This window comes from Duganella sp. GW821-FHT07F09 (assembly GCF_059418705.1).
Window position 1 is genome coordinate 672,826 of sequence record NZ_JBWKQJ010000001.1, and the last position, 20,423, is coordinate 693,248.

17 protein-coding genes are annotated in these 20,423 nt (G+C 67.9%); 2 read left to right on the top strand and 15 right to left on the bottom strand.

The features are described 5' to 3' along the window. Positions 1-114 precede the first annotated feature (114 nt). The 5 genes from pdeM to AC07P1_RS03120 all read right to left on the bottom strand — a co-directional run bounded on the left by pdeM (position 115) and on the right by AC07P1_RS03120 (position 6,407). Entirely contained in the window at positions 115-792 is a 678-nt protein-coding gene (gene pdeM / locus AC07P1_RS03100) for a ligase-associated DNA damage response endonuclease PdeM (RefSeq protein ID WP_494694790.1), read from the bottom strand. A 50-nt stretch (positions 793-842) separates the two neighbouring features. Next, a complete protein-coding gene (locus AC07P1_RS03105; RefSeq protein WP_494694446.1) occupies positions 843-3,353 on the bottom strand; it encodes a ligase-associated DNA damage response DEXH box helicase in 2,511 nt (836 codons plus the stop codon). Next, a complete protein-coding gene (locus AC07P1_RS03110) occupies positions 3,350-4,993 on the bottom strand; it encodes an ATP-dependent DNA ligase (protein ID WP_494694447.1) in 1,644 nt (547 codons plus the stop codon). Before AC07P1_RS03110 ends, AC07P1_RS03105 begins: the two co-directional genes overlap by 4 nt. Further along, a complete protein-coding gene (locus AC07P1_RS03115) occupies positions 4,986-6,086 on the bottom strand; it encodes a ligase-associated DNA damage response exonuclease (protein ID WP_494694448.1) in 1,101 nt (366 codons plus the stop codon). Before AC07P1_RS03115 ends, AC07P1_RS03110 begins: the two co-directional genes overlap by 8 nt. Before the next feature lie 87 nt (positions 6,087-6,173). After that, entirely contained in the window at positions 6,174-6,407 is a 234-nt protein-coding gene (locus AC07P1_RS03120; protein ID WP_494694449.1) for a hypothetical protein, read from the bottom strand. A gap of 268 nt (positions 6,408-6,675) precedes the next feature. Here AC07P1_RS03120 and AC07P1_RS03125 point away from each other — a divergent pair, with 268 nt between their 5' ends. After that, positions 6,676-7,188: a GAF domain-containing protein gene (locus AC07P1_RS03125; protein WP_494694450.1), complete on the top strand. Its 513-nt coding sequence runs from the start codon at positions 6,676-6,678 to the stop codon at positions 7,186-7,188. Between the two features lie 124 nt (positions 7,189-7,312). Here AC07P1_RS03125 and AC07P1_RS03130 read toward each other — a convergent pair whose 3' ends face one another. The 8 genes from AC07P1_RS03130 to AC07P1_RS03165 all read right to left on the bottom strand — a co-directional run bounded on the left by AC07P1_RS03130 (position 7,313) and on the right by AC07P1_RS03165 (position 14,397). Then, a complete protein-coding gene (locus tag AC07P1_RS03130; protein WP_494694791.1) occupies positions 7,313-8,560 on the bottom strand; it encodes an RNA polymerase sigma factor in 1,248 nt (415 codons plus the stop codon). A 31-nt stretch (positions 8,561-8,591) separates the two neighbouring features. Next, positions 8,592-9,404, bottom strand: coding sequence for a YciI family protein (locus AC07P1_RS03135; RefSeq protein ID WP_494694451.1), 813 nt, complete (start codon positions 9,402-9,404; stop codon positions 8,592-8,594). A gap of 40 nt (positions 9,405-9,444) precedes the next feature. Beyond that, positions 9,445-9,858, bottom strand: coding sequence for a YciI family protein (locus tag AC07P1_RS03140; RefSeq protein WP_494694452.1), 414 nt, complete (start codon positions 9,856-9,858; stop codon positions 9,445-9,447). Then, the gene (locus AC07P1_RS03145) at positions 9,855-10,337 is read right to left on the bottom strand and encodes a VOC family protein (protein ID WP_494694453.1); all 483 of its coding nucleotides are present in this window, start codon (positions 10,335-10,337) and stop codon (positions 9,855-9,857) included. The genes AC07P1_RS03140 and AC07P1_RS03145 overlap by 4 nt, the downstream gene beginning before the upstream one ends. 87 nt (positions 10,338-10,424) lie before the next feature. Next, complete coding sequence (locus tag AC07P1_RS03150; protein ID WP_494694454.1) at positions 10,425-11,870, bottom strand: heavy metal sensor histidine kinase; 1,446 nt, start codon at positions 11,868-11,870, stop codon at positions 10,425-10,427. After that, positions 11,867-12,538 carry a heavy metal response regulator transcription factor gene (locus AC07P1_RS03155; protein WP_315219247.1) on the bottom strand — a complete coding sequence of 224 codons (672 nt, stop codon included), beginning with the start codon at positions 12,536-12,538 and terminating at the stop codon, positions 11,867-11,869. The genes AC07P1_RS03150 and AC07P1_RS03155 overlap by 4 nt, the downstream gene beginning before the upstream one ends. Positions 12,539-12,624: 86 nt before the next feature. After that, positions 12,625-13,425: an alpha/beta hydrolase gene (locus AC07P1_RS03160; RefSeq protein ID WP_494694455.1), complete on the bottom strand. Its 801-nt coding sequence runs from the start codon at positions 13,423-13,425 to the stop codon at positions 12,625-12,627. 78 nt (positions 13,426-13,503) lie between these two features. After that, positions 13,504-14,397 (bottom strand): LysR family transcriptional regulator, encoded by an 894-nt coding sequence (locus tag AC07P1_RS03165; RefSeq protein ID WP_494694456.1) that lies wholly within the window; start codon positions 14,395-14,397, stop codon positions 13,504-13,506. A 138-nt stretch (positions 14,398-14,535) separates the two neighbouring features. Between AC07P1_RS03165 and AC07P1_RS03170 the strand changes: the two genes are divergently transcribed. Further along, the gene (locus tag AC07P1_RS03170; protein ID WP_494694457.1) at positions 14,536-15,291 is read left to right on the top strand and encodes an SDR family NAD(P)-dependent oxidoreductase; all 756 of its coding nucleotides are present in this window, start codon (positions 14,536-14,538) and stop codon (positions 15,289-15,291) included. Here AC07P1_RS03170 and AC07P1_RS03175 read toward each other — a convergent pair whose 3' ends face one another. Then, positions 15,292-18,210, bottom strand: a complete 2,919-nt coding sequence (locus AC07P1_RS03175; RefSeq protein ID WP_494694458.1) for a bifunctional diguanylate cyclase/phosphodiesterase — start codon at positions 18,208-18,210, stop codon at positions 15,292-15,294. Positions 18,211-18,404: 194 nt separating this feature from the next. Next, positions 18,405-20,417, bottom strand: a complete 2,013-nt coding sequence (locus AC07P1_RS03180) for a family 2A encapsulin nanocompartment cargo protein cysteine desulfurase (protein WP_494694459.1) — start codon at positions 20,415-20,417, stop codon at positions 18,405-18,407. Positions 20,418-20,423 lie beyond the last annotated feature (6 nt).

Consider the following 20,423-nt stretch of genomic DNA (forward strand, 5'->3'; position numbering starts at 1 on the left):
TGGAGCCATCGTAGTGCACGACCCAGCGGCGGAATATAGGACATGCGCAGCAGAGAATGTAGGACCACTCCCTGTACAGTCCCCCGGCGGCGGCTTCAACAACGCCAGCGTCGCCTAGGCCGGCGCGACATGCGGTTTGACAGGCACCTCGACGACGGTATCGCCGCTGGTGACGAACAGCCGCTCGCCCGGCTCCGGCAGCACGGGGTGGCCACCGGTGAAGGCGCCGAACGCGGGCAGCACCACCCTGCCCTCGCCGACCAGAAAACACGGCAGCAGCAGCGAATCCCAACCGGCGCGCAAGCGGTACACGGGATGCACGTGGCCGGCCATCAGATAACCGGACACCAGCAGGTCGGGATGGTGGCAGAACGCGAACGGCGCCTGCCGCAGCGGCTCGTCGACCATGTCGATGGCCAGCCGGGCCGGCGGATCGCCGGCGTGGGCGTCGTGGTTGCCGCGCACGACCGTCAGTTTCAGCGCCGGCCGCGCCAGGCGCCAGCCGTGGATCGCCGTCATCGTCGCCTCGGCGTGGGCCGCCTTCGCATGCAGGAAGTCGCCCAGGAACAGGATCTCGCGCACCGCGTGCCGCGCCAGCAAGCCGTCGAGCGCGCGCAGATTGGCCGACGTCGTCCCGCCCGGCACCGGCACGCCCAGCGCGCGGAACGAGGCCGCCTTGCCGAAGTGGATATCGGCGATGATCAGCATTTTTTCGCGCGGCCAGTACAGCGCCTTCTCCGGCAACAGCAGCACCTGCTCGCCCGCCAGCTCGATGGCCAGGGTGCCCGCCATGCCGGCGACGCCGGCTTCCTCCATCTGTTGTGCCTTGCTGATTGCAATTGTCATGGTCCGGCCGCCTTTTCAAGTTCGCGCACCAGCCTGGCGACGCGATCCGACAGTTTTTCGGTACTGAGCTTTTCGCGGAAGCGCTCGACCATCAGCGCGAAGCCGAACGGCGTCGCCCGTTTGGTTCCATGATAACTGACTTGACGCGTTTGCAACGCCTCTAATGTGGCGCGCAGGCGGTTCAATTCCAGTTCCTGCTCGAGCACCTCGCGCTGGGCCTGGGTTAGTAGCAAATTGCCAGCGTCGTGCTGGGTGAACACCGCATAGAACAGCGACGACGACGCCTGCAACTGGCGCGCGCTTTTGGGCTGTCCGGGATAGCCCTGGAACACCAGCCCGGCGATGCGGGCGATCTCGCGGAAGCGCCGCTGCGACAGCTCGGTCGCGTTCAGGCTGGCCAGCACGTCCTCCAGCAAATGGTCGGTGCTGAACAGCCCTACGCGCGCCCCGTCGCCCGGACCGATCAGCGCAGCCCAGTCGATCTCCTGCGGCGCCAGCAACTCGAAACCGTAGTCGTTGACGGCGATCGAAAACGTCACCGGCGTCACCCTGCCGACCCGCCACGCCAGCAAGGACGCCAGCCCGATGTGCACCGAGCGCCCGGCGAACGGGAACATGAACAGGTGGCGGCCCTCGCGGCTCCGCATGCTCTCGACCACGGTGGTGTCCGGCGTCGGCAGCGCCGACCAGCGCCGCTGGATCTCCAGCAGCGGCTTGATCGCCTGCATCTCCGGTCCCTCGTAGCGGTCCAATGTGGCGAGCCGCAGCTGCTCCAGCGCCGCGTGCGCCAGCTCGGACGACATCGGCATCTTGCCGCCCTGCCAGCGCGGCACCGCGCCTTTCTTGGCACCGGTGGCGCGCCGCACGTAGGCGGTCATCTCGTGCAGGCGGACGAATTCCAGGATGCGGCCGCCGAACAGGAAATGGTCGCCCTTGCGCAGGCGCGAAATGAACGATTCCTCGACGCTGCCGATGCGCCCGCCGGTCAGGAATTTAACCTGCAGCGAACTGTCGGAAACGATGGTGCCGATGCCCATGCGGTGGCGCCGTCCCAGCGCCACGTCGGGCACGCGGTAGACGCCCTCCTCGTCCGGCAGCACGCGCCGGTATTCCGGATACACGGCCAGCGTCTGGCCGCCGCGCGCCACGAAGTCGAGCGCCCACTGCCATTCCTCCCGGCCCAGATTACGGTACGACCAGGCGGTGCGCACCTCCGCATACAGCGCCTCGGAACGGAAGCCGCCGCCCAGCGCCATCGTCACCAGGTGCTGCACCAGCACGTCGAGCGGCTTGTCGGGCACCGGCCGCGCCTCGATGTCGCGCGCGGCCACCGCCTGTCGGGCGCCGGCCGCTTCCAATAGCTCCATGCTTTGCGTCGGCACCAGGGTCAGGCGCGAGATCCTTCCCGGCGCGTGGCCGCTGCGGCCGGCCCGCTGCAGCAGCCGCGCGATGCCCTTGGCGCTGCCGATCTGCAGCACGCGCTCGACCGGCAGGAAGTCCACGCCCAGGTCCAGGCTGGAGGTGCACACCACCGCCTTCAGCTGGCCTTGTTTCAAACCCTGCTCGACCCAGTCGCGCACCTCCTTGTCGAGCGAGCCGTGATGCAGTGCGATCAGCCCGGCCCAGTCGGGTCGCGCCTCCAGCATGTGCTGATACCACAGCTCCGCCTGCGAACGGGTGTTGGTGAACACCAGCGTGGTCGCGTGCTTTTCGATCTCCGCGATGACCGGCCCGAGCATCTGTATGCCCAGGTGGCCGCCCCACGGAAAGCGCGACGGGTTGGCCGGGATCAGCGTGTCGACCAGGATCTCCTTGGCGACATGGCCCTCGACGGTGACGCCGTCCGGCATCAACGCCCGCTTGGCCTGGTCCAGGTTGCCCAGCGTGGCCGACAGCCCCCACACCAGCAGCGACGGATTCCACATGCGCAGGCGCGCCAGCGCCAGCTGCGTCTGCACGCCGCGCTTGTTGCCCATCAGCTCGTGCCATTCGTCGATGATGATCATGTCGAGCTGGGCGAACTGGGTCGCCGCCTCCGCCTTGCTGAGCAGCAGGGTCAGGCTCTCGGGCGTGGTGATCAGCGTGTCGGGCAGCTTCTTGTTCTGCCGTGCGCGTTGCGCGGAGCTGGTGTCGCCGGTGCGCGCCTCGATTTGCCAAGCGCTTTTGCCGCCGGTCGCAAGCCCGGCTAGCGCCTCCAGCGACTCCTGCAACGCCCGCAAGGTATCGGCGGCCAGCGCCCGCATCGGCGTGATCCACAGCACCTTCAGTCCCGCCCTGGGTTTGGCCACAGCCGCCGCCCGTTGCAACGCGGCGAACCACACCGCGTAGGTCTTGCCGGCGCCGGTGCTGGCGTGCAGCAGCCCCGAGTGGCCGGCCGCCGCCGCCGCCCACACCTCGCGCTGGAACGGGAACACGCTCCAGCCGCGCGCGGCGAACCAGGCCTTCGTTTGCGCGACCGCCGCCGCGGTCTTCAGCTTCGCTGGCACGGGGCCTGGCAGACCGCTCATGATGTCGCCAGCAGGCTTTTCAGCGTATCGAGCGTGTCCGCTTCGTCGATCGATTTATCATCGCGCTGGCGCAGGATGCGGGGGAAGCGCACGGCGATGCCGGACTTGTGGCGCGGCGAGCTGGCGATGCCCTCGAAGCCGATCTCAAACACCATGCTGGGCGTGACGCTGCGCACCGGCCCGAATTTTTCCACCGTGGTCTTGCGGATGGCATGGTCCACCTTGGCGATCTCGGCGTCGGTCAATCCCGAGTAGGCCTTGGCGAACGGCACCAGCTTGCGCTCGCCGCCGTCCTCCTTCTCCCACACGGCGAAGGTGTAGTCGGTGTACAGCGACGCCCGCCGCCCATGGCCGCTTTGCGCGTAGATCAGCACCGCGTCGACGCTGTACGGATCGATCTTCCACTTCCACCAGGTGCCGACGTTCTTGGTGCGGCCGACGCCGTACTTGGCGTCGTTCGCCTTGAGCATCATGCCCTCGACGCCGCGCTCGCGCGATTCCCCGCGGATTTGCGCCAGGTGCTCCCAGCTGTCGGCGACGATCAGCGGCGACAGGCGCAGCTGCGGCGCCGCCTGCTGCGCGCGCAGCATGTTCACCAGCTGTTCGAGCATGCGCCGCCGTTCCGACTGCGGCAGCTCGCGCAGGTCGCGGCCGTCCATCTCCAGCAGGTCGTAGGCCACCAGCACGGCCGGCAGTTCGCCCAGCAGGCGCGCCGACACCTGCTTGCGGCCCATGCGCTTTTGCAGGTCGGCGAACGGCGCCGGCGCGTTGCCGCCATGCCAGATCAAAATCTCGCCGTCGATCACCACGCCGTCCGGCAGGCGCAGCGCCGCCAGTTCCGGGAAGCGCTCGGTGATCAAATCCTCGCCGCGCGACCACAGCCAGTTCTGGCCTTCGCGGCTGACCAGTTGCGCGCGCATGCCGTCGTATTTCCATTCGACCTGCCAGTCCGACAGCGCCCCCAGCGAGGCCGGTTCGCGGTCCAGCAGCGCGTGGGCCAGGAAGAAGGGATACGGCTGGCCGCCGCGCTGGGCGTGCTCCTCCGGCGTGTGGGCGGCGATCAGTTGCAGGAAACCGGCCGGCGTCGGGCTGACGCTGCCGTCGGTCCAGCCCATCAGGCGCTGCGCGATCAGCTTGCTGTCGAGGTTGGCGATGGCGCTGAGCGCGCGCGTCACCAGCAGCCGCGACACGCCGACGCGGAAGCCCCCGCCGATCAGCTTGGTGAGCAGGAAGCGCTCGCGCGTGTCGAGCTGGTCCCAGTACAGCAGCAGCGCCGCGCGCACCGCCTCCGGCGCGGCGCCGCGCAAGGGCGCGATGCCCAGCTCGATCCAGTCGGCCAGGCCGATGTCGCTCGGCTGGCTGGGCGGCGGCAGGATATGGGCGATGGTCTCGGCCAGGTCGCCGACCGCGTGATAGCACTCGTCGAACAGCCAGTCGTCCAGGCCCGAGTACTCGATGGCGAACTGACGCAGCAGCTTGGTCGGCACCGCCTGGCGCGGTTTGCCGCCGGCCAGGAAGTACACGGCCCAGGCCGCATCCTGCGGCGCCGCGCTGCTGAAGTAGGCTTGCAGCGCCGCCAGCTTGCGGCTGGTGGAGGTCGTTTCGTCGAGTTCCGCGTAAAGACGGGCGAAATCACGCATCGGCGGCTCCTTCCGTTTCGGTGACGCTGGTGTTGGCCCCGGCTGTCGCCACGGGGTCCGCCGCGACGCCGGCGGCGGCGACCTCGTCCGCCTCGTCGTCGCCGTATTCGGTGTCGAAGCCGCTGGCCTGCAAGCCCTGCTGCTGCAACCAGCGCACCAGCACCGGGATCGACCCGTGGGTGACGATCACCCGCTCGGCGCCCGTGGCCGAGATCGCCTGCATCAATCCCGGCCAGTCGGCGTGGTCGGACAGCACGAAGCCGCGATCGACGCCGCGCCGGCGCCGCGCGCCGCGCAGCTGCATCCAGCCGCTGGCGAAGGCGTCGCTGAAGTCGCCAAAGCGCTTGATCCACGGCGAGCCGGCGGCCGACGGCGGCGCGATGACCATGGCACGGCCGATGGCCTGCTTGTCGACCTCGCCCACCATGACGGTCGGCGGCAGCCACACGCCGTCGTCGCGGTAGACCTGGTTCAGGGTCTGCACGGCGCCGTGGCAGATGATGGGCCCGATCTCGGGGTCCAGTCCGCTCAGGATGCGCTGCGCCTTGCCGAAGCTGTAGCACTGCATGACGCTGGCGCGTCCCTGCTCGGCGTTGGACCGCCACCAGTCGTTGATGTCGTCATACACCTCCTGCTGCGGCTGCCATTGGTAGATCGGCAGGCCGAAGGTCGACTCGGTGATGAAGGTATCGCAGCGCACCGGCTCGAACGGCGTGCAGGTGCTGTCCGCCTCGACCTTGTAGTCGCCGGACGCCACCCACACCTGGCCCTGGTACTCCATGCGCACCTGTGCCGAACCCAGCACGTGACCGGCCGGGTGCAGCGAGATCGTCACACCGTTGTGCACCACCCGCTCGCCATAGGCCAGTCCCTCGATGTGGATCGGCCCCAGGCGCGACTTGACCACGTTCACACCGGTCTCGGCCGTCAGATAGTGCTGATGGCCGCCCCGGGCGTGATCGCCGTGCGCGTGCGTGATGACGGCCCGTTCCACCGGCCGCCAGGGGTCGATATAGAACTGGCCGGGCACGCAATACAGGCCTTCCTTGCGGACGACCACCAAGTCGGAGGAAGTAGATGCGGGTGTGGACATGAACAGCTCTCAGAAAACGGCTTTTAGCCACGATAGCCGATTCTGTCGCCCGTCATATGCCTCCGTCTGTCAGGCAACGCACCTTCATCAGGGATCGATGAACTCCGCCATGAAGCTGATGTTGTCGTCTTCCTGTCCGTTGATGACGACATGGTCGTCGCCTATCATCATCATGGCGGCGAGGTCGAGGCCTCTTACAGTTGGGCTTGGCTGTGCCGGCCCGCCCTCGCTGCCGGTGTGTCGTTGTTCTTGTTCTTGCTTATCATTATTTTTTGGCTTGCCCTGACGCTGTGAGTCGGCGTTCTTTTTTCTGGTCGACATAAATTTTCCGTTTGGATTGGTAAAAGACGCGTCCATACAAGTCGTGACGCACTGCGACAAGAGTAGCCTGCATGGCAGGCGCGCGCCATCGGAGACTGCCTACATTTACCGTAGGAGGGACGTGGCCCCAGTCAGGCGTTCACGCCCTGCCTGAACCTTGCCGGTGCGCGTCCGGCCCGCTTGGGCTACCATAGCGGCTTGGCCGAGGCCCACCCGCGCTTCGCGTATCCTCAATCGACAAAATTGATTAATAGATATTAAGAATATTATGACCTTTACCCTCAGCGACACCGCCTATAGCACCGACACCCCGGAAGCCAAGCTCGCCATGTTCGACGACCTGCGCTCGCAATTGACGGGCCTGGTGCACGGCGAGAGCGACTTGATCGCCAACACCGCCAACTTCAGCTCGCTGGTGTTCAACAGCATGCCGGGCTTGAACTGGGCCGGGTTCTACTTCCTCAAGGGCGACGAGCTGGTGCTCGGACCGTTCCAGGGCAAGCCGGCCTGCATCCGCATCAAGAAGGGGCGCGGGGTGTGCGGCACCACGGTGGTGGAGGGGAAATCGATCGTCGTGCCGGATGTGCACGCGTTCCCCGGGCATATCGCGTGTGATGTGAATTCGCGCTCGGAGCTGGTGGTGCCGGTGCGCGGCGCCGACGGCGAGATCGTCGGCGTGTTCGATCTGGACAGCCCGCTGCCGAACCGCTTCGACCAGACCGATGCCGAGGGGATCGAGGCGCTGGTCAAGGTGTTGGAAGCGACGCTGGCGGACGCATAATCCCGCGCATGGCGGTGGAAAAACCTCGGAAACACGTAGGTCGGATTAGCGCAGCGTAATCCGCCATGGTTGAGTCGCCGGCGGCCCATGCATTGGTGGATTACGGCGTTCCGCCTAATCCCCCCTACGTGCCTCCGTGGCGACTCATGCTCAGCTGACTGGCCCTGGCCAACAACAACGTCCGCTCGCGCTCGTTCTGCGTCAATTGCGCGGCGCGCTCCAGCTCCGCCCTCGCCTCCTCGTTGCGCCCCAGCTTGGCGAGAAAATCCCCCCGCACGCTCGGCAGCAGGTGGTAGTTCTTCAGCGCCGCCACATCCAGCAAGCCGTCCACCACCTCCAGCCCCGCCTCCGGCCCGAACGCCATCGACACCGCCACCGCCCGGTTAAGTTCGACCACCGGCGACGGCGCCAGCTGCGACAACGCGTCGTACAGCGCGGCGATCCGTCCCCAGTCCGTATCCGACGCCAGCCGCGCCCGCGCATGACAGGCGGCGATCGCGGCCTGCACGCCATACGGCCCCAGCCCCCGGCCGGTGCGCTCGGCCCGCGCCAGCGCCGACAAACCGCGCCGTATCAACAACTGGTCCCAGCGCGACCTGTCCTGCTCCAGCAACAGTATCGGCTCGCCGCCCGGCCCCACCCTTGCGCGGGCGCGCGACGACTGGATCTCCATCAGCGCCACCAGGCCGTGCACCTCCGGCTCCCGCGGCGCCAGCTCGGCCAGGATGCGCCCCAGCCGCAGCGCCTCCTCGCACAACGCCGGCCGCATCCAGTCGGCGCCGGCGCTGGCCGAATAGCCCTCGTTGTAAATCAGATAGACCACTTGCAGTACCGACGCCAGCCGCTCGACCAGCTCGTGCGCGCGCGGCGCCTCGAACGGCACCTTGGCCTCGGCCAGCGTGCGCTTGGCGCGCACGATGCGCTGCGCCACCGTCGATTCCGGCACCAGGAAGGCGCGGGCGATCTCCTCGGTGCTCAGACCACCCAATAGGCGCAACGTCAGCGCCACCCGGCCGTCGGTCGGCAGCACCGGATGGCAGGCCACGAACACCAGGCGCAGCAAATCGTCGCCGATGTCGTTCTCCAGCGCGTCGGCCACGGCCGCCTCCAGGTCCGGCGCGGCGTCCTGCAACATGCCCTCGATCTCGTAGCCGAGCGCCGCTTCCTTCTCCTGATGCAGCTGGCGCCGCCGCAGCACGTCCAGCGCGCGGTTCTTGGCGACCGTGGTCAGCCAGGCGGCCGGTTGCTCGGGCACGCCGGTTGCGGGCCAGCGCTCCAGCGCCAGCACCAGCGCGTCCTGCGCCAATTCCTCGGCTTGGCCGACATCGCGCAGCATGCGCGCCAGCACGGCGATGATCCTGGCGGATTCCATCCGCCACACCGCCTCGACGATCCGGGCGACGTCAGAGGCCACGGTTCTTCTTGCCGAAGGCGCCGCGCAGGCCCGCCTCCAGCAATTCGGCGCGCAGGCGCTCCTCGGCCGCGCGCATCTCGGGGGTGAATTCCTGGTGCTCGATGCGCTCGCACGCCTCGCGTATCTCCAGGGTCAGGTCGCCCCGGTGCGGATACGGATAGGCCTTGGCCCAGGCGATGGCTTCTTCCCGCGTGGCCGCCTGCACCATCCAGTAGCCGGCGATCAGTTCCTTCACTTCGGTGAACGGGCCGTCGACCACCGTGGTCTTCGAATTGGCGAAATGCACGCGCGCGCCGGTGCGGGTGCCGCGCAGGCCGGCGCCGGCCAGCAGCACCCGCTCGCGCACGGCCGCCTCGTTGCTCTCGTTCATACGGTCGATGACTTCCGGCGGCGGCGCCAGGTCGGCCTCCGCCTCGACGTCCGAACGCAGGAACACGACATAACGCTTGAGCGCCACGTCGCGCCGCGGCATGTTGCCCAGCACCGTGCCGCGCTCGTCGATGCTGTGGCAACCGCCGACGCAACCGGGATCGCGGATTTCATAGACCGCGCCGCTGTCGAACAACGGCCACCAGCGCACCTGCTCGATGACGTCCTCGCGCGAGGCGGCCTCGACCAGGGTGAAGCCGGCGACCAGCTCCTTGGGCGAAAACGGGCCGGTGCTCTGCAACCACTCGCCGTCGCGGCGCGTCAGGCGCACCGCCTCGGTGCTGGGACGCAGAAAAACGCCCGGTTCCAAAGCCGGCGGCTGCTCGCCCCGCTCCGTGCTCTGGTTGGCGCGGCGCAGTACCATGAATTCCATTGCTTGCTCCTGAAAAAGATTCAGCGTAAAGGTAGCAGCTTCACAAGCGTGCGCGCAAGGCCTCTTCCCGCGCCACGATCTCGGGCGTGGCGGCGTCGCCGAAATCCTCCAGTTCGAACACCTGGCGGATCTCGATCTCGGACGGGCCGTCGGACGGATTCGGGCAGCGCTTCATCCATTCGATGGCCTCCTCCTTCGACTTGACCTGGATCAGCCAAAAGCCCGCGACCAGCTCCCTGGTCTCGGGGAACGGGCCGTCGATGACGGTGCGCTGCGTGCCCTCGTAGCGGATGCGCGCGCCCTTGGAACTGGGTTGCAGGCCCTCGCCGGCCAGCAGCACGCCGGCGTTGACCAATTCCTCGTTGAACTTGCCCATGGCGGTCAGCAACTCGGTGCTCGGCATCTTGCCCGCCTCCGAGTCCCCGGTGGCTTTGACGATGATCATGAATCTCATGATTGCGGCCCGCATTCAGGGTTCATCGATTGCATCGCCTCGTTCATCTCTTCCGGCGTCATGTCCTTGACATGGGTGGCGATCGACCAATTGTGGCCGAACGGATCGACGACCTGGCCGTAGCGGTCGCCCCAGAACTGGTTCTCCAGCGGCATGCGCACGGTGGCGCCGGCGGCGACCGCCTGCGCGAACACCCGGTCCACGTCCGGCACGTAGACGTGCATGGTCACGGGACTGCCGTTGAGTTTTTTGGGGCCGACGCTGCCATAGTCGGGAAACTCGTCGACCAGCATCACGGTCGAGTCGCCGATGCGCACGCTGGCGTGCATGATCTTGCCGTCCGGCGTCTGCATGCGGGCAGTTTCGACCGCGTCGAAGGCTTTTTTATAGAATTCGATGGCGTCGGCCGCGCCGTCGCACACCAGGTGCGGGGTGACCGTGTGCATGTCGCGGGGGACGGGTTCTACTGGTGCAGTCATGGTGATCTCCTAAGTGTGGTTGAACCGAGTGAGACATCCCACTCTACCTCCACGACGAAGCAGCGCAAACCAAATCGACAGCTTTTTTTAAATATTTTGCGTTTTTTTAAACGACAGGAAAAAAACCGTGTTGACGCCCGGAACGCTATCGACCCGGATCTTTCCATCATGCAATTCCATGATCGCGCGCACGATCGACAGGCCCAATCCAGCCGAGTGCGCATGGTCCGAGCGGGCCGGATCGGCGCGGTAATAACGGTCGAAGATATGCGGCAAGTGTTCGGCGGCGATGCCGGGGCCGGTGTTACTGACGGCCAATTCCACGCCGTCGGCCGTGGCGCGCGCCGACAAGGCCACCTCGCCGCCGGCCGGCGTGTGGCGGATCGCGTTCGACACCAGGTTGCCCACCGCGCGCTGCAGCAGCACCGGATCGACGTCGATCCGCAGCGGCGGCGCTTCGACCGTCAGCCGCACGCCGACATCGTCGGCGAGGATCTCGAAATAGTCGTGGATGCGTTGCAGCTCGGCGCCCAGATCGACCGGTTCGCGCCGCAAGCCGAGCTGGGCGTTGTCGACCCGCGCCAGGAACAGCGTGTTCTCGATCATGCGCGCCAGCCGCTCGTATTCCTCGGAGTTGGAGGCCAGCAGCGCCTGGTACTCCTGCACCGTGCGCGGACGCGACAGCGCCACCTGGGTCTCCATCATCAAGGTGTTGACCGGCGTGCGCAGGTCGTGCGCGAGGTCGGCGGCAAAGCCGGACAGGCGCTGCACGCCATCCTCCAGCCGGTCGAGCATGGCGTTGAAGGCCTGGCCCATCTCGCGCAGCTCGACCGGCGCGTCCTCCACCGACAACCGCGTATTGAGGCGGCTGGTATTGATATCGTTGGCCTTGCCGATGACCGAGCGCAAGCGCCGCATGCTGTGGCGCACGATGGCGTAGCCGAACAAGGCGGCCAGGGTCGCGCCCACGCACAAGGCGACGAACAGGTCGACCGCGTAATTGCGCATGATGCGCAGCCGGTCCGAGCGCTCGCGCGCCAGGGTGATCTGCACCGGCTGGCCGTCCGCGCCCACCAGCCCGACCGCGCTGACCATGCGCCCGGTGCCCATGGCCGGCGTCCAGTCGTGCACGTCGGCCAGGGTCAACGCCCGCCGTGGCGGCACGCGCGCGACCTGCGGCAGGGGCCGCGACGTCAGCGAGGTACGCAGCAAGGTCATGCCGTCCGGGCTCCTGACGCTGAGCATGAAATCGTCATGGCCGAACAGCGCATCGGTCAGCGGCCGCGGATTTTGCGCGATCGCCTGCGGCGACGGCAGCTCGGCCAGGATGCGGCGGATCTGCGCCACCTTGCCGATCAACTCGATGTCGTCGCGCTCGGCCATCTGGCTGGCCAGGGTCTGGTACAGGTAGGCGCCCACGGCGAGGAAGGTCGCCACCGCCACCGCCGACAGCAGCAGCGCCACCCTCAGGGTCAGCGACAGCGGACGCGGCCTGCGCGCCCTGGGCGCGGGCGTGGCACGCGCCGCCGTCACGCGCGCTCCTCGACCAGGTAACCGATGCCGCGCACCGTCTGGATCAGCTTGAGCGGGTACGGGTCGTCGATCTTGGCGCGCAGCCGGCGGATCGCGACATCGACCACGTTGGTGTCGGAATCGAAGTTCATGTCCCACACCATCGACGCGATCTGCGTGCGCGACAGCACCTCGCCCTGGCGCTTGGCCAGCAGGTGCAGCAGCGCGAACTCCTTGGCCGTCAGCTCGATGCGCTGGGCCTGGCGCGTGACGCGGCGGCGCAGCACGTCGATCTCCAGATCGGCCACGCGCAGCACGTCGGCCTCGCGCACCGGCCCACGCCGCATCAGGGTCTTGATGCGGGCCAGCAGCTCGGCGAAGGCGAACGGCTTGACCAGATAGTCGTCGGCGCCCAGCTCCAGCCCCTTGACCCGGTCGGCCACGTCGTCGCGCGCGGTCAGGAACAGCACCGGCGTGTGCTTGCGCTCGCGCAGCTTGGCCAGCACCGCCCAGCCGTCCATTTGCGGCAGCATCACGTCCAGCACGATCAGGTCGTAGTCGTGTTCCAGCGCCAGCGCCAGGCCGTCGACGCCGTTGCGCGCCAGGTCCGCCACGTAGCCGGACTCGCGCAAGCCCTTGACCAGATAATCGCCCGCCTTGGGCTCGTCTTCCACCACCAGTATTTTCATGCTGCCATTGTCCCGGGTTTGAGGGCCGTTGTGGATTACAAATCCGTCATTCGACCGTCAAGGATACAGGATGGCCGGCGCGCGCCTCATCTGGCCGAACTGGCCGAACTGGCCGCACGGGCCGCCTCCAGGATCAGCTTGGCCACTTCGTCGGGGTGCGAGAGCATCGCCACGTGGCTCGATTCCAGCTCGACGGTCTTGGCGCCCATGCGCTTGGCGACGAAGCGCTCCAGCTCCGGCGACGTGGTGCGGTCGTTGGTGGAGACGGCATAGTAGGTCGGCTTGACCTTCCATGCCGCCTGCGTGGTGCGGCTGGCGAACAGGTTCTGCGCCACCCTTCCCTGGGAGGCGTACAGCACGCGCGCCCTGGCCGGGTCGATATCGCCGGCGAAGTCGCGCACGAAGGCTTCTTCGCTCAACTGCGCGAAGCCGTCGGCGGTCTTGACCAGGCCGGCGGCGGCCGGCGGCGCGGGGAACTTCGCCGCCAGCGCGCCGTAGTCCTCGCCGGCATCGGGCGCGCGCGCGGCCAGGTAGACCAGCGCCGCGACCTTGTCGTCGGTGCCGGTCTCGCTGATCACGGTGCCGGCCCACGAGTGGCCCACCAGGATGGTCGGGCCGTCCTGCTGCGCCAGCGCGCGGCGCGTGGCGGCGGCGTCGTCGGCCAGCGACGTCAGGGGGTTCTGCACCGACGTCACGTGCATGCCGGCCTGCTGCAAGCGCGCGATGACGTCGTTCCACCCCGAGCCGTCGGCGTAGGCGCCGTGCACCAGCACGACGTTGCGGATGGCCGGGACAACGGCGGACGGCGCCGCGGCCGCGTGGCCGGCGGCCAGCGCGGAGCTCAGGCCGAAGGCGGCGACGGCGGCGGCTAAGGAACGGTTTTTCATGACGGGCTCCATACAAGTTAAAAACCCAGTATAGAAACCGCACGATGACTTGAAGATGACGCCGGGATTACAAAATGATTACAGCGCGCCGTCGAACCCCGGCGTGGCCGCGAACACCCCGGCGATGTGGTCGATGAAAACGCTGGCGCGCAGCGGCAGCAGGCGCGCCGCCGAGTACACGGCGTAGACCGGCGCGAACACGCGGGCTTGCCCGGCCAGCACGTCGACCAGCGCGCCGGAGCGCAGCTGGCCGGCCACCATCCACCTCGGCAGGTAGCCGATGCCGAGGCCGTCGAGCGCCGCGCGGCGCACGCCCTCCAGGCTGTTGACCCGCAGCCGCCCGCGCACGTGGACCTCGCCATCGTCGAAACGCCACGCGCCGCTGCCCCCGAGCAAGGTGTAGACGATGCACTGGTGCCGCGCCAGGTCGGCCATCGCCGCCGGCACGCCGTGCCGCGCCACGTAGGCGGGGCTGGCGACGCACAAGCGCTCCGAATTACCCAGGCGCCGGGCGCGCAGGGCGCTGTCCTTGAGCTCGCCGCCCCGGATGGCCACATCGACGCCCTCGGCCACCAGATCGACATAGGCGTCGTCCATGCGCAGTTCCAGCTCGATGTCGGGGTAGCGCTCCAGAAAGGCCGGCAAGGTGCCGGTGATGATTTCCGTGCCCAGCGCGGGCGAGCAGGATACGCGCAGCAGGCCGCGCGGATTGTGCTGTCCCAGCACGTCCGCCTCCGCCTGGGCGATCAGGTCGAGCGCCTGCCGCGCCTGCGCGTAGTAGCGCTGCCCCTCCGGCGTGACCACCAGTTGGCGTGTCGAACGCAGCAGCAGCAATGCGCCCAGATCCGCCTCCAGCGCGGCGATGTGGCGGCTGACGTTGGGCTGGCCGATGTCGAGCTCGCGGGCGACGGCCGAAAAGCTGCCGGTCTCGACAACGCGTACGAAACAGCGCATCCATAGCAATTTATTCATTTTTTGAGCTTCGCCACTTTTTTTATGCAATTAAAGCATAAATCATATGCGCCGCGCCTGTCTTATCGCGGACGCGTTCCGGGCGCACACTGGTTTCCGTGGTCCTTCAGACCGAAACCCATCGCAAAGGAAAACATCATGTCCCAGAAACTCGAAGGAAAAGTAGCAGTCGTCACCGGCGGCACCAGCGGCATCGGCCTCGCCATCGCCAAGCGTTTCGCCAACGAGGGCGCGCGCGTCTACATCACCGGGCGCCGCCAGCCGGAACTGGACGCGGCGGTCGAGGCGATCGGCGCGGCCGCCGTCGGCGCGCGCGTCGATTCGGCCGACGCCGCGCAGTTGCAAGCGCTGTTCGAGCGCGTCAAGGCGGAACAGGGCCAGCTCGACGTGCTGGTGGCGAACGCCGGCGGCGGCTCGATGCTGCCGCTCGGCCAGATCACCGAGGAACATTTCGACGATACCTTCAACCGCAACGTCAAAGGCACCTTGTTCACGGTGCAGGCGGCGTTGCCGCTGCTGGGCGAAGGCGCGTCGGTGATCCTGACCGGCTCGACAGCCGGCAGCACCGGCACCGAGGCGTTCAGCGTCTACGCGGCGTCGAAGGCGGCGGTGCGCGCGTTCGCCCGCAACTGGATCCTCGACCTGAAGGGGCGCGGCATCCGCGTCAACACCATCAGCCCCGGCCCGATCAGGACACCGGGCCTGGTGGAGCTGGCCGGGCCGGACGCCGCCCAACAGCAAGGCCTGCTCGACCACCTGGCCGCGCAGATTCCGATGGGCCGCGTCGGCGAACCCGACGAGATCGCCAAGGCGGCGCTGTTCCTGGCCTCGGACGACGCCAGCTTCGTCAACGGTGTCGAGCTGTTCGTCGATGGCGGCGTGGCGCAGATCTAGTCAGCCGTCGAGCGGCTGCGGCTCGCCCAGCATGAACCCCTGGGCGTAGTCGACGCCGATCTCGGTCAGCTTGGCCAGCGTGTCGGCGTCATTCACGAACTCGGCGATCGTGCGCCGCCCCATGATGTGGCTGATGTCGTTGGTGAAGCGCACCATCTCGAAGTCCACCGTGCTGCTGGTCATCATCTGGATGAACGAGCCGTCGATCTTGACGTAGTTGACCGGCAACTGCTTCAGGTAGGCGAACGAAGCCATGCCGGTGCCGAAGTCGTCCAGCGCGAAGCGGCAACCGAGCCGTTGCAGCGCCAGCACGAACGACAGCGTGTTTTGCAGGTTGGCGAAGGCGCCGGTCTCGGTGATCTCGAAACACAGCTTGTGGGCCGGCACCGCCACCGCCTGGATGCGTCCTATCGCGTACTGTTGAAAACCCGGATCGGCCAGCGCCCGCTGCGACAGGTTGATGGTGCACAGCTCGAGCCGGGCGACATGCGCGGGATGGGCCTCCAGCCAGGCCAGGCTGCGGTCCAGCACCCAGCGGTCGACCTCCTGCATGATGTCGTAGCGCTCGGCGGCCGGCAGGAAGCTGGTCGGTCCCACCGGCCCGGCGCTGCCGTCCTTCATGCGCAGCAGGATCTCGTAGTGCAGGCCGCCGCCTCCCGCGGCGCCGAGCGCGCGGATCGGCTGGTGGTACAGCTGCAGGTCGTCGTTGCGGAAGGCGTCGCCGAGCCGCTTGACCCAGTACATGTCGTTGCGCCGCTGCGCGATCTCGGCGCCGCCCCGGTATTGCAGGAACACCCGGTTGCGGCCGCTCTCCTTGGCGATGTAGCAGGCGTGGTCGGCCTGGCGCAGCGCCTCCTCCATCGTGGTGGTGCCGCCGTCGAGCGGCGTCAGGCCGATGCTCACGCCCAGCCGGAACACCTGGCCGTTGCAGATGTAGCGGAAGTTGCGCGTGGTCTCGAGCAGCTTGTTGGCCACCACCTTGGCCTCCTCCACCGTGCAGTGCTCGACGATCAGCGCGAACTCGTCGCCGCCGATGCGCGCCAGCGTGTCGCGCTCGCGCACATGGGTGCCGTAGGCCACCGACAGCTGGCGCAGCAGGTCGTCGCCGGCCGCGTGGCCGCAGGTGTCGTTGACGATCTTGAACTGGTCCAGGTCCAGGTACAGCAGCGCGCTGCTGTTGGCGCCCGGCTGGCCGGTGCGGTCGAGCGCGCGCTGCAAGCGCACGCCGAACTCGCGCCGGTTCACCAGCCCGGTCAGCACGTCGTGGCTGGCCTGGTAGCTCAGGTGCTTGAGCAGCCCGCGCGACTCGGTGACGTCGTTGAGCACCAGCACGGCGCCGCCGGTGCGGTTGTCCGGCAGTTGCAGCGGCGCCGCCGCGTACTCGATCGTATGGCTGCTGCCGCTGCGCGACAGCAGCACCGCCGGCGCGGCCGACGTCACCGGGCGGTTCTCGCGCATGCAGCGCAGCACGGGATCGATGCCCGGGGCCGGCGCCGCGCCGGCCGGATCGGCCGCCGGCTCCTCGTCCAGCCGCAGCACCTGGTCGAGCGGCAGGCCGAACGCCTCCCGCTGGCTCCAGCCGGTCAACCGTTCGGCGGCCGTGTTCATGCTGTCGATGCGGCCGTCCAGCCCGGTGGTGACGACGCCGTTGCTGATGGCCCGCAAGGTCACCTCGGCGCGCTCCTTTTCCGCCCGCAGCGATTCCTGCGCGCGCTTGAGGTCGTCGATATCGTGGGCCACGGCCACGGCCATGCGGCGCTCGTCGCCCTCGGCCTGCACCGGCGTGGCGCCGACGCGGAAGTAGCGCGGCGCCGCGCCGGGCGGATGGAACACCAGTTCGCGCGCCGGCACCGGCCGTCCGGTGATGATGGCTTCGGCCAGCGGGAATTCGTGCGCCAGCAGGCGCCGGCCGTCGGGATCGCGGATGTCGGTGCGGGCGTAGTCGTGATAGCTGGCCATCTCGTCGAACGCGGTGCCGAAAATGCGCCTGGCCTTCAGGTTTTGATAGATCAGCTTACCTGACGGCACCTCCGCCACGAACACGCCGGACGGCATCTGGTCGATAATGGCGCGAAAGCGCAGGCGCATCGCTTGCAGCTCGTTGAGCAGGCGTTCGCGTTCCTCGGCCAGCAGGCGCATGTCGTGGATGTCGACGCAGACGCCGCTCAGCTCGCCCTGCCCCCCGCTATCGCGGGTCCAGTCGGCGCGCACGAAGAACCAGCGGCAGTTGCCGTCCTGGCGGCACAACCGCACCTCCAGGGTCAGCGGCTGCGCCGGCATGGTCGTCATCATGGTGCGCAACCTGCCGCACACGGCGGGCAAGTCCTGCGGGTCGACCAGCGCGCGCCAATCGCCGGCGTCGGGCCCCGCGCCACCGGCGTCGTAGCCGAGCAGTTGCTTGAGCACGGGCGACAGGTCCAGCCGGCGGCTGCCGGCGTCCCATTTCCAGGTGCCGGCGTTGGCGGCTGTCATGATGCGGCGGTTTTCCTCTTTCTCGTCGAGGCATCGCTCCAGCATCTTGTGCCGGGTCAGGTCCACGGTGACCTTGGAAAAGCCGACCAATTGGTTGTGTTCGTCGCGCAAGCCGGTCAGGGCGATGTGGGCCCAGAACAGGCTGCCGTCTTTTTTCCTGCGCCAGGTTTCCTCGCTGTAGAAGCCATGCTTGGCCGCCTCGGCCAGATTGTGGTCGGCCCAGCCGCGCGCGCGGTCCTCGTCGCGGTACAGCAGCGACAGGTGCTGGCCGATCGCCTCGTCGGCGCGGTAGCCTTTCAACACCTCGGCCGCGTGGTTCCATACGGTGATGAAGCCGTGCGGGTCCATCAGGAAGATGGCGCATTCCCTGATCTCCTCCGCCATCAGGCGGAACATCTCCGCCGCCTCGTGCGGCAACGGTCTCGACACTTTTGAAGATGGCGGCATAGGCTGCCCGGCCGGATCGGCGCGGCTCGACAAAATTAACGACTATTTTGCCGGATTTTCGCGGTGATGTTTGGTCGCGTTTTCTACCGTGCTGGCGGTTTTACCGCGGCCACCGACCGTTGCGACAGTCTACAACCACGTAGGGCCGATTACGCTTCGCTAATCCGCCCTGCGTGTTTTAGACTGGATCCAGCTCAACGGGCCGAGGCCAGCCTTCGCACCACGGCGATCAAGCGGTCGATCTCGTCGAACGTGTTGTAGAACGCCAACGACGGCCGCACCGTCGTCTCCACGCCGAAACGCCGCAGGATCGGCTGCGCGCAATGGTGGCCGGTGCGCACGGCGATGCCCTCCTCGTTGAGCGCGTGGCCGACCTCTTCCGTCGTATAACCGGCCAGCACGAACGACATCACGCTGGCCTTGTCGGCGGCCGTGCCGATCAGGCGCACGCCCTTGATCGCGCCCAGTTCCCGCATGCCGTACACCAGCAGATCGTGCTCGTACCGCGCGATGTTCTCGATGCCGATGCGCGTCACATAATCGATCGCAGCGCCCAGCCCGACGGCGTCGGCGATGTTGCCCGTGCCGGCTTCGAACTTGTTGGGGATGGGCTGGAACACGGTCTTCTCGAACGTCACGTCGGCGATCATATTGCCGCCACCCTGCCATGGCGGCATGTCCTCGAGCACTTCGCGCTTGCCCCACAGCGCGCCGATGCCGGTCGGGCCGAACAGCTTATGGCCCGAGAAGACGAAGAAATCGGCGCCGATGTCCTGCACGTCGATGCGCATGTGCGAGACCGATTGCGCGCCGTCGACCAGGGTCCTGGCGCCGGCGCGCTTGGCGAGCTCGACGATTTCCTTGACCGGCGTGACCGTGCCCAGCGCGTTCGACACCTGCGTGACGGCGACGATTTTGGTACGATCGTTGAGCAGCTTGCGGTACTCGTCGAGCAACACCTGGCCCGAGTCGTCGACCGGGATCACGCGCAAGCGCGCGCCCTTGGCGGCGGCCAACTGCTGCCAGGGCACGATGTTGGCGTGGTGCTCGAGGTTGGAGACGATGATCTCGTCGCCCTCGCCCACGTGCTGCCCGCCCCAGCTCTTGGCCACCAGGTTGATGGCCTCGGTGGTGCCGCGCACGAAGACGACCTCGTTGACGTCGGGCGCGTTGAGGAAGCGCCGCACCCGCTCGCGGGCGCCCTCGTAGGCGTCGGTCGCGCGGGCGGCGAGCTCGTGCGCTGCACGGTGGATGTTCGAGTTCTCGTGCGCATAGAAATACGCGATGCGGTCGATCACCGACTGCGGCTTGTGGGTGGTGGCGGCGTTGTCGAACCACACCAGTTGGCGGCCGTTGACCTTTTCCTGAAGGATCGGAAAGTCGCGCCGTACGGCGTGCACGTCGAACGGCGGATGGCGCTCGCCGCCGGCCAGCGGCGCGCTGCCGTGCGGCGCCGGCTTGGCCGGGGTGACGTAGCCGCTCGGCAGCACCACCGCGTCGACGAAGTAATACTGCGGCGCCGACGATGGCGATGGCGCCGCCGGCGCGGCCGCGCCCGGCAAGCCGGTGGCGGGCGGCGACAACGAAGGGCTCGCCGGCAGTTGGATGGGAGGGAACGATGGCGTGTAGCCCTGTGGCGACGGGGGCGAGCCCTGCGGCGAGGGCGACGACGGCGCGGAGCCGTGTGGCGCCTGCGCCGTGGCGCCCGGCTGGCCATAGCGTTCGCTCAAAAAATAGTACGACGACGCTTCGGCCGGCGGACCGGCGCTCGCGTTTGCCTCCGGCACGCCGAGCACGGCGCCGCCGTTGCGCGGCTCGTACGCGGGAATCGCGCCGAAGGCCTGGTCGGGCACGCCGTTGCCGGCCTGCGCGGCCGGCAACAACGCCGGCGCGCGGTTACCCAGCGACAGCACCTGGGTCGGCGACGCCGGAATCAGGTTGGTGCCGGGAATCTGTCCCTGCGGTATCGGCGTGCCGGGCACGCTGGGACCGAAGCCAGCCGGGCTGACCAGCGGCGAGCCGGGCGGCGCAATATTGGCCGGCGCCTGCACGCCGGGCACGCTCAATTGCCGGGCGAACGGCGGCGCCGAAAAGAACTCGTTGGCCAGGCGCGCCAGCGCGGCCGGATCGAACGGCGCGCCGGACGGTTCGGGAACGCCGGCGGCGCGGTCCGCCGGCAGGGAGATGGGGGGCGAAAGGAGGCTCACGTCGCG

What these genes read in the sequence shown, in the direction of transcription:
- pdeM (WP_494694790.1), bottom strand. Translation starts at nt 792, where the DNA reads ATGGCGGGCACCCTGGCCATCGAGCTGGCGGGCGAGCAGGTGCTGCTG.
- AC07P1_RS03155 (WP_315219247.1), bottom strand. Translation starts at nt 12,538, where the DNA reads ATGAAAATACTGGTGGTGGAAGACGAGCCCAAGGCGGGCGATTATCTG.
- AC07P1_RS03120 (WP_494694449.1), bottom strand. Translation starts at nt 6,407, where the DNA reads ATGTCGACCAGAAAAAAGAACGCCGACTCACAGCGTCAGGGCAAGCCA.
- AC07P1_RS03130 (WP_494694791.1), bottom strand. Translation starts at nt 8,560, where the DNA reads ATGGAATCCGCCAGGATCATCGCCGTGCTGGCGCGCATGCTGCGCGAT.
- AC07P1_RS03160 (WP_494694455.1), bottom strand. Translation starts at nt 13,425, where the DNA reads ATGAAAAACCGTTCCTTAGCCGCCGCCGTCGCCGCCTTCGGCCTGAGC.
- AC07P1_RS03170 (WP_494694457.1), top strand. Translation starts at nt 14,536, where the DNA reads ATGTCCCAGAAACTCGAAGGAAAAGTAGCAGTCGTCACCGGCGGCACC.
- AC07P1_RS03105 (WP_494694446.1), bottom strand. Translation starts at nt 3,353, where the DNA reads ATGAGCGGTCTGCCAGGCCCCGTGCCAGCGAAGCTGAAGACCGCGGCG.
- AC07P1_RS03135 (WP_494694451.1), bottom strand. Translation starts at nt 9,404, where the DNA reads ATGGAATTCATGGTACTGCGCCGCGCCAACCAGAGCACGGAGCGGGGC.
- AC07P1_RS03115 (WP_494694448.1), bottom strand. Translation starts at nt 6,086, where the DNA reads ATGTCCACACCCGCATCTACTTCCTCCGACTTGGTGGTCGTCCGCAAG.
- AC07P1_RS03110 (WP_494694447.1), bottom strand. Translation starts at nt 4,993, where the DNA reads ATGCGTGATTTCGCCCGTCTTTACGCGGAACTCGACGAAACGACCTCC.
- AC07P1_RS03175 (WP_494694458.1), bottom strand. Translation starts at nt 18,210, where the DNA reads ATGCCGCCATCTTCAAAAGTGTCGAGACCGTTGCCGCACGAGGCGGCG.
- AC07P1_RS03125 (WP_494694450.1), top strand. Translation starts at nt 6,676, where the DNA reads ATGACCTTTACCCTCAGCGACACCGCCTATAGCACCGACACCCCGGAA.
- AC07P1_RS03165 (WP_494694456.1), bottom strand. Translation starts at nt 14,397, where the DNA reads ATGAATAAATTGCTATGGATGCGCTGTTTCGTACGCGTTGTCGAGACC.
- AC07P1_RS03145 (WP_494694453.1), bottom strand. Translation starts at nt 10,337, where the DNA reads ATGACTGCACCAGTAGAACCCGTCCCCCGCGACATGCACACGGTCACC.
- AC07P1_RS03140 (WP_494694452.1), bottom strand. Translation starts at nt 9,858, where the DNA reads ATGAGATTCATGATCATCGTCAAAGCCACCGGGGACTCGGAGGCGGGC.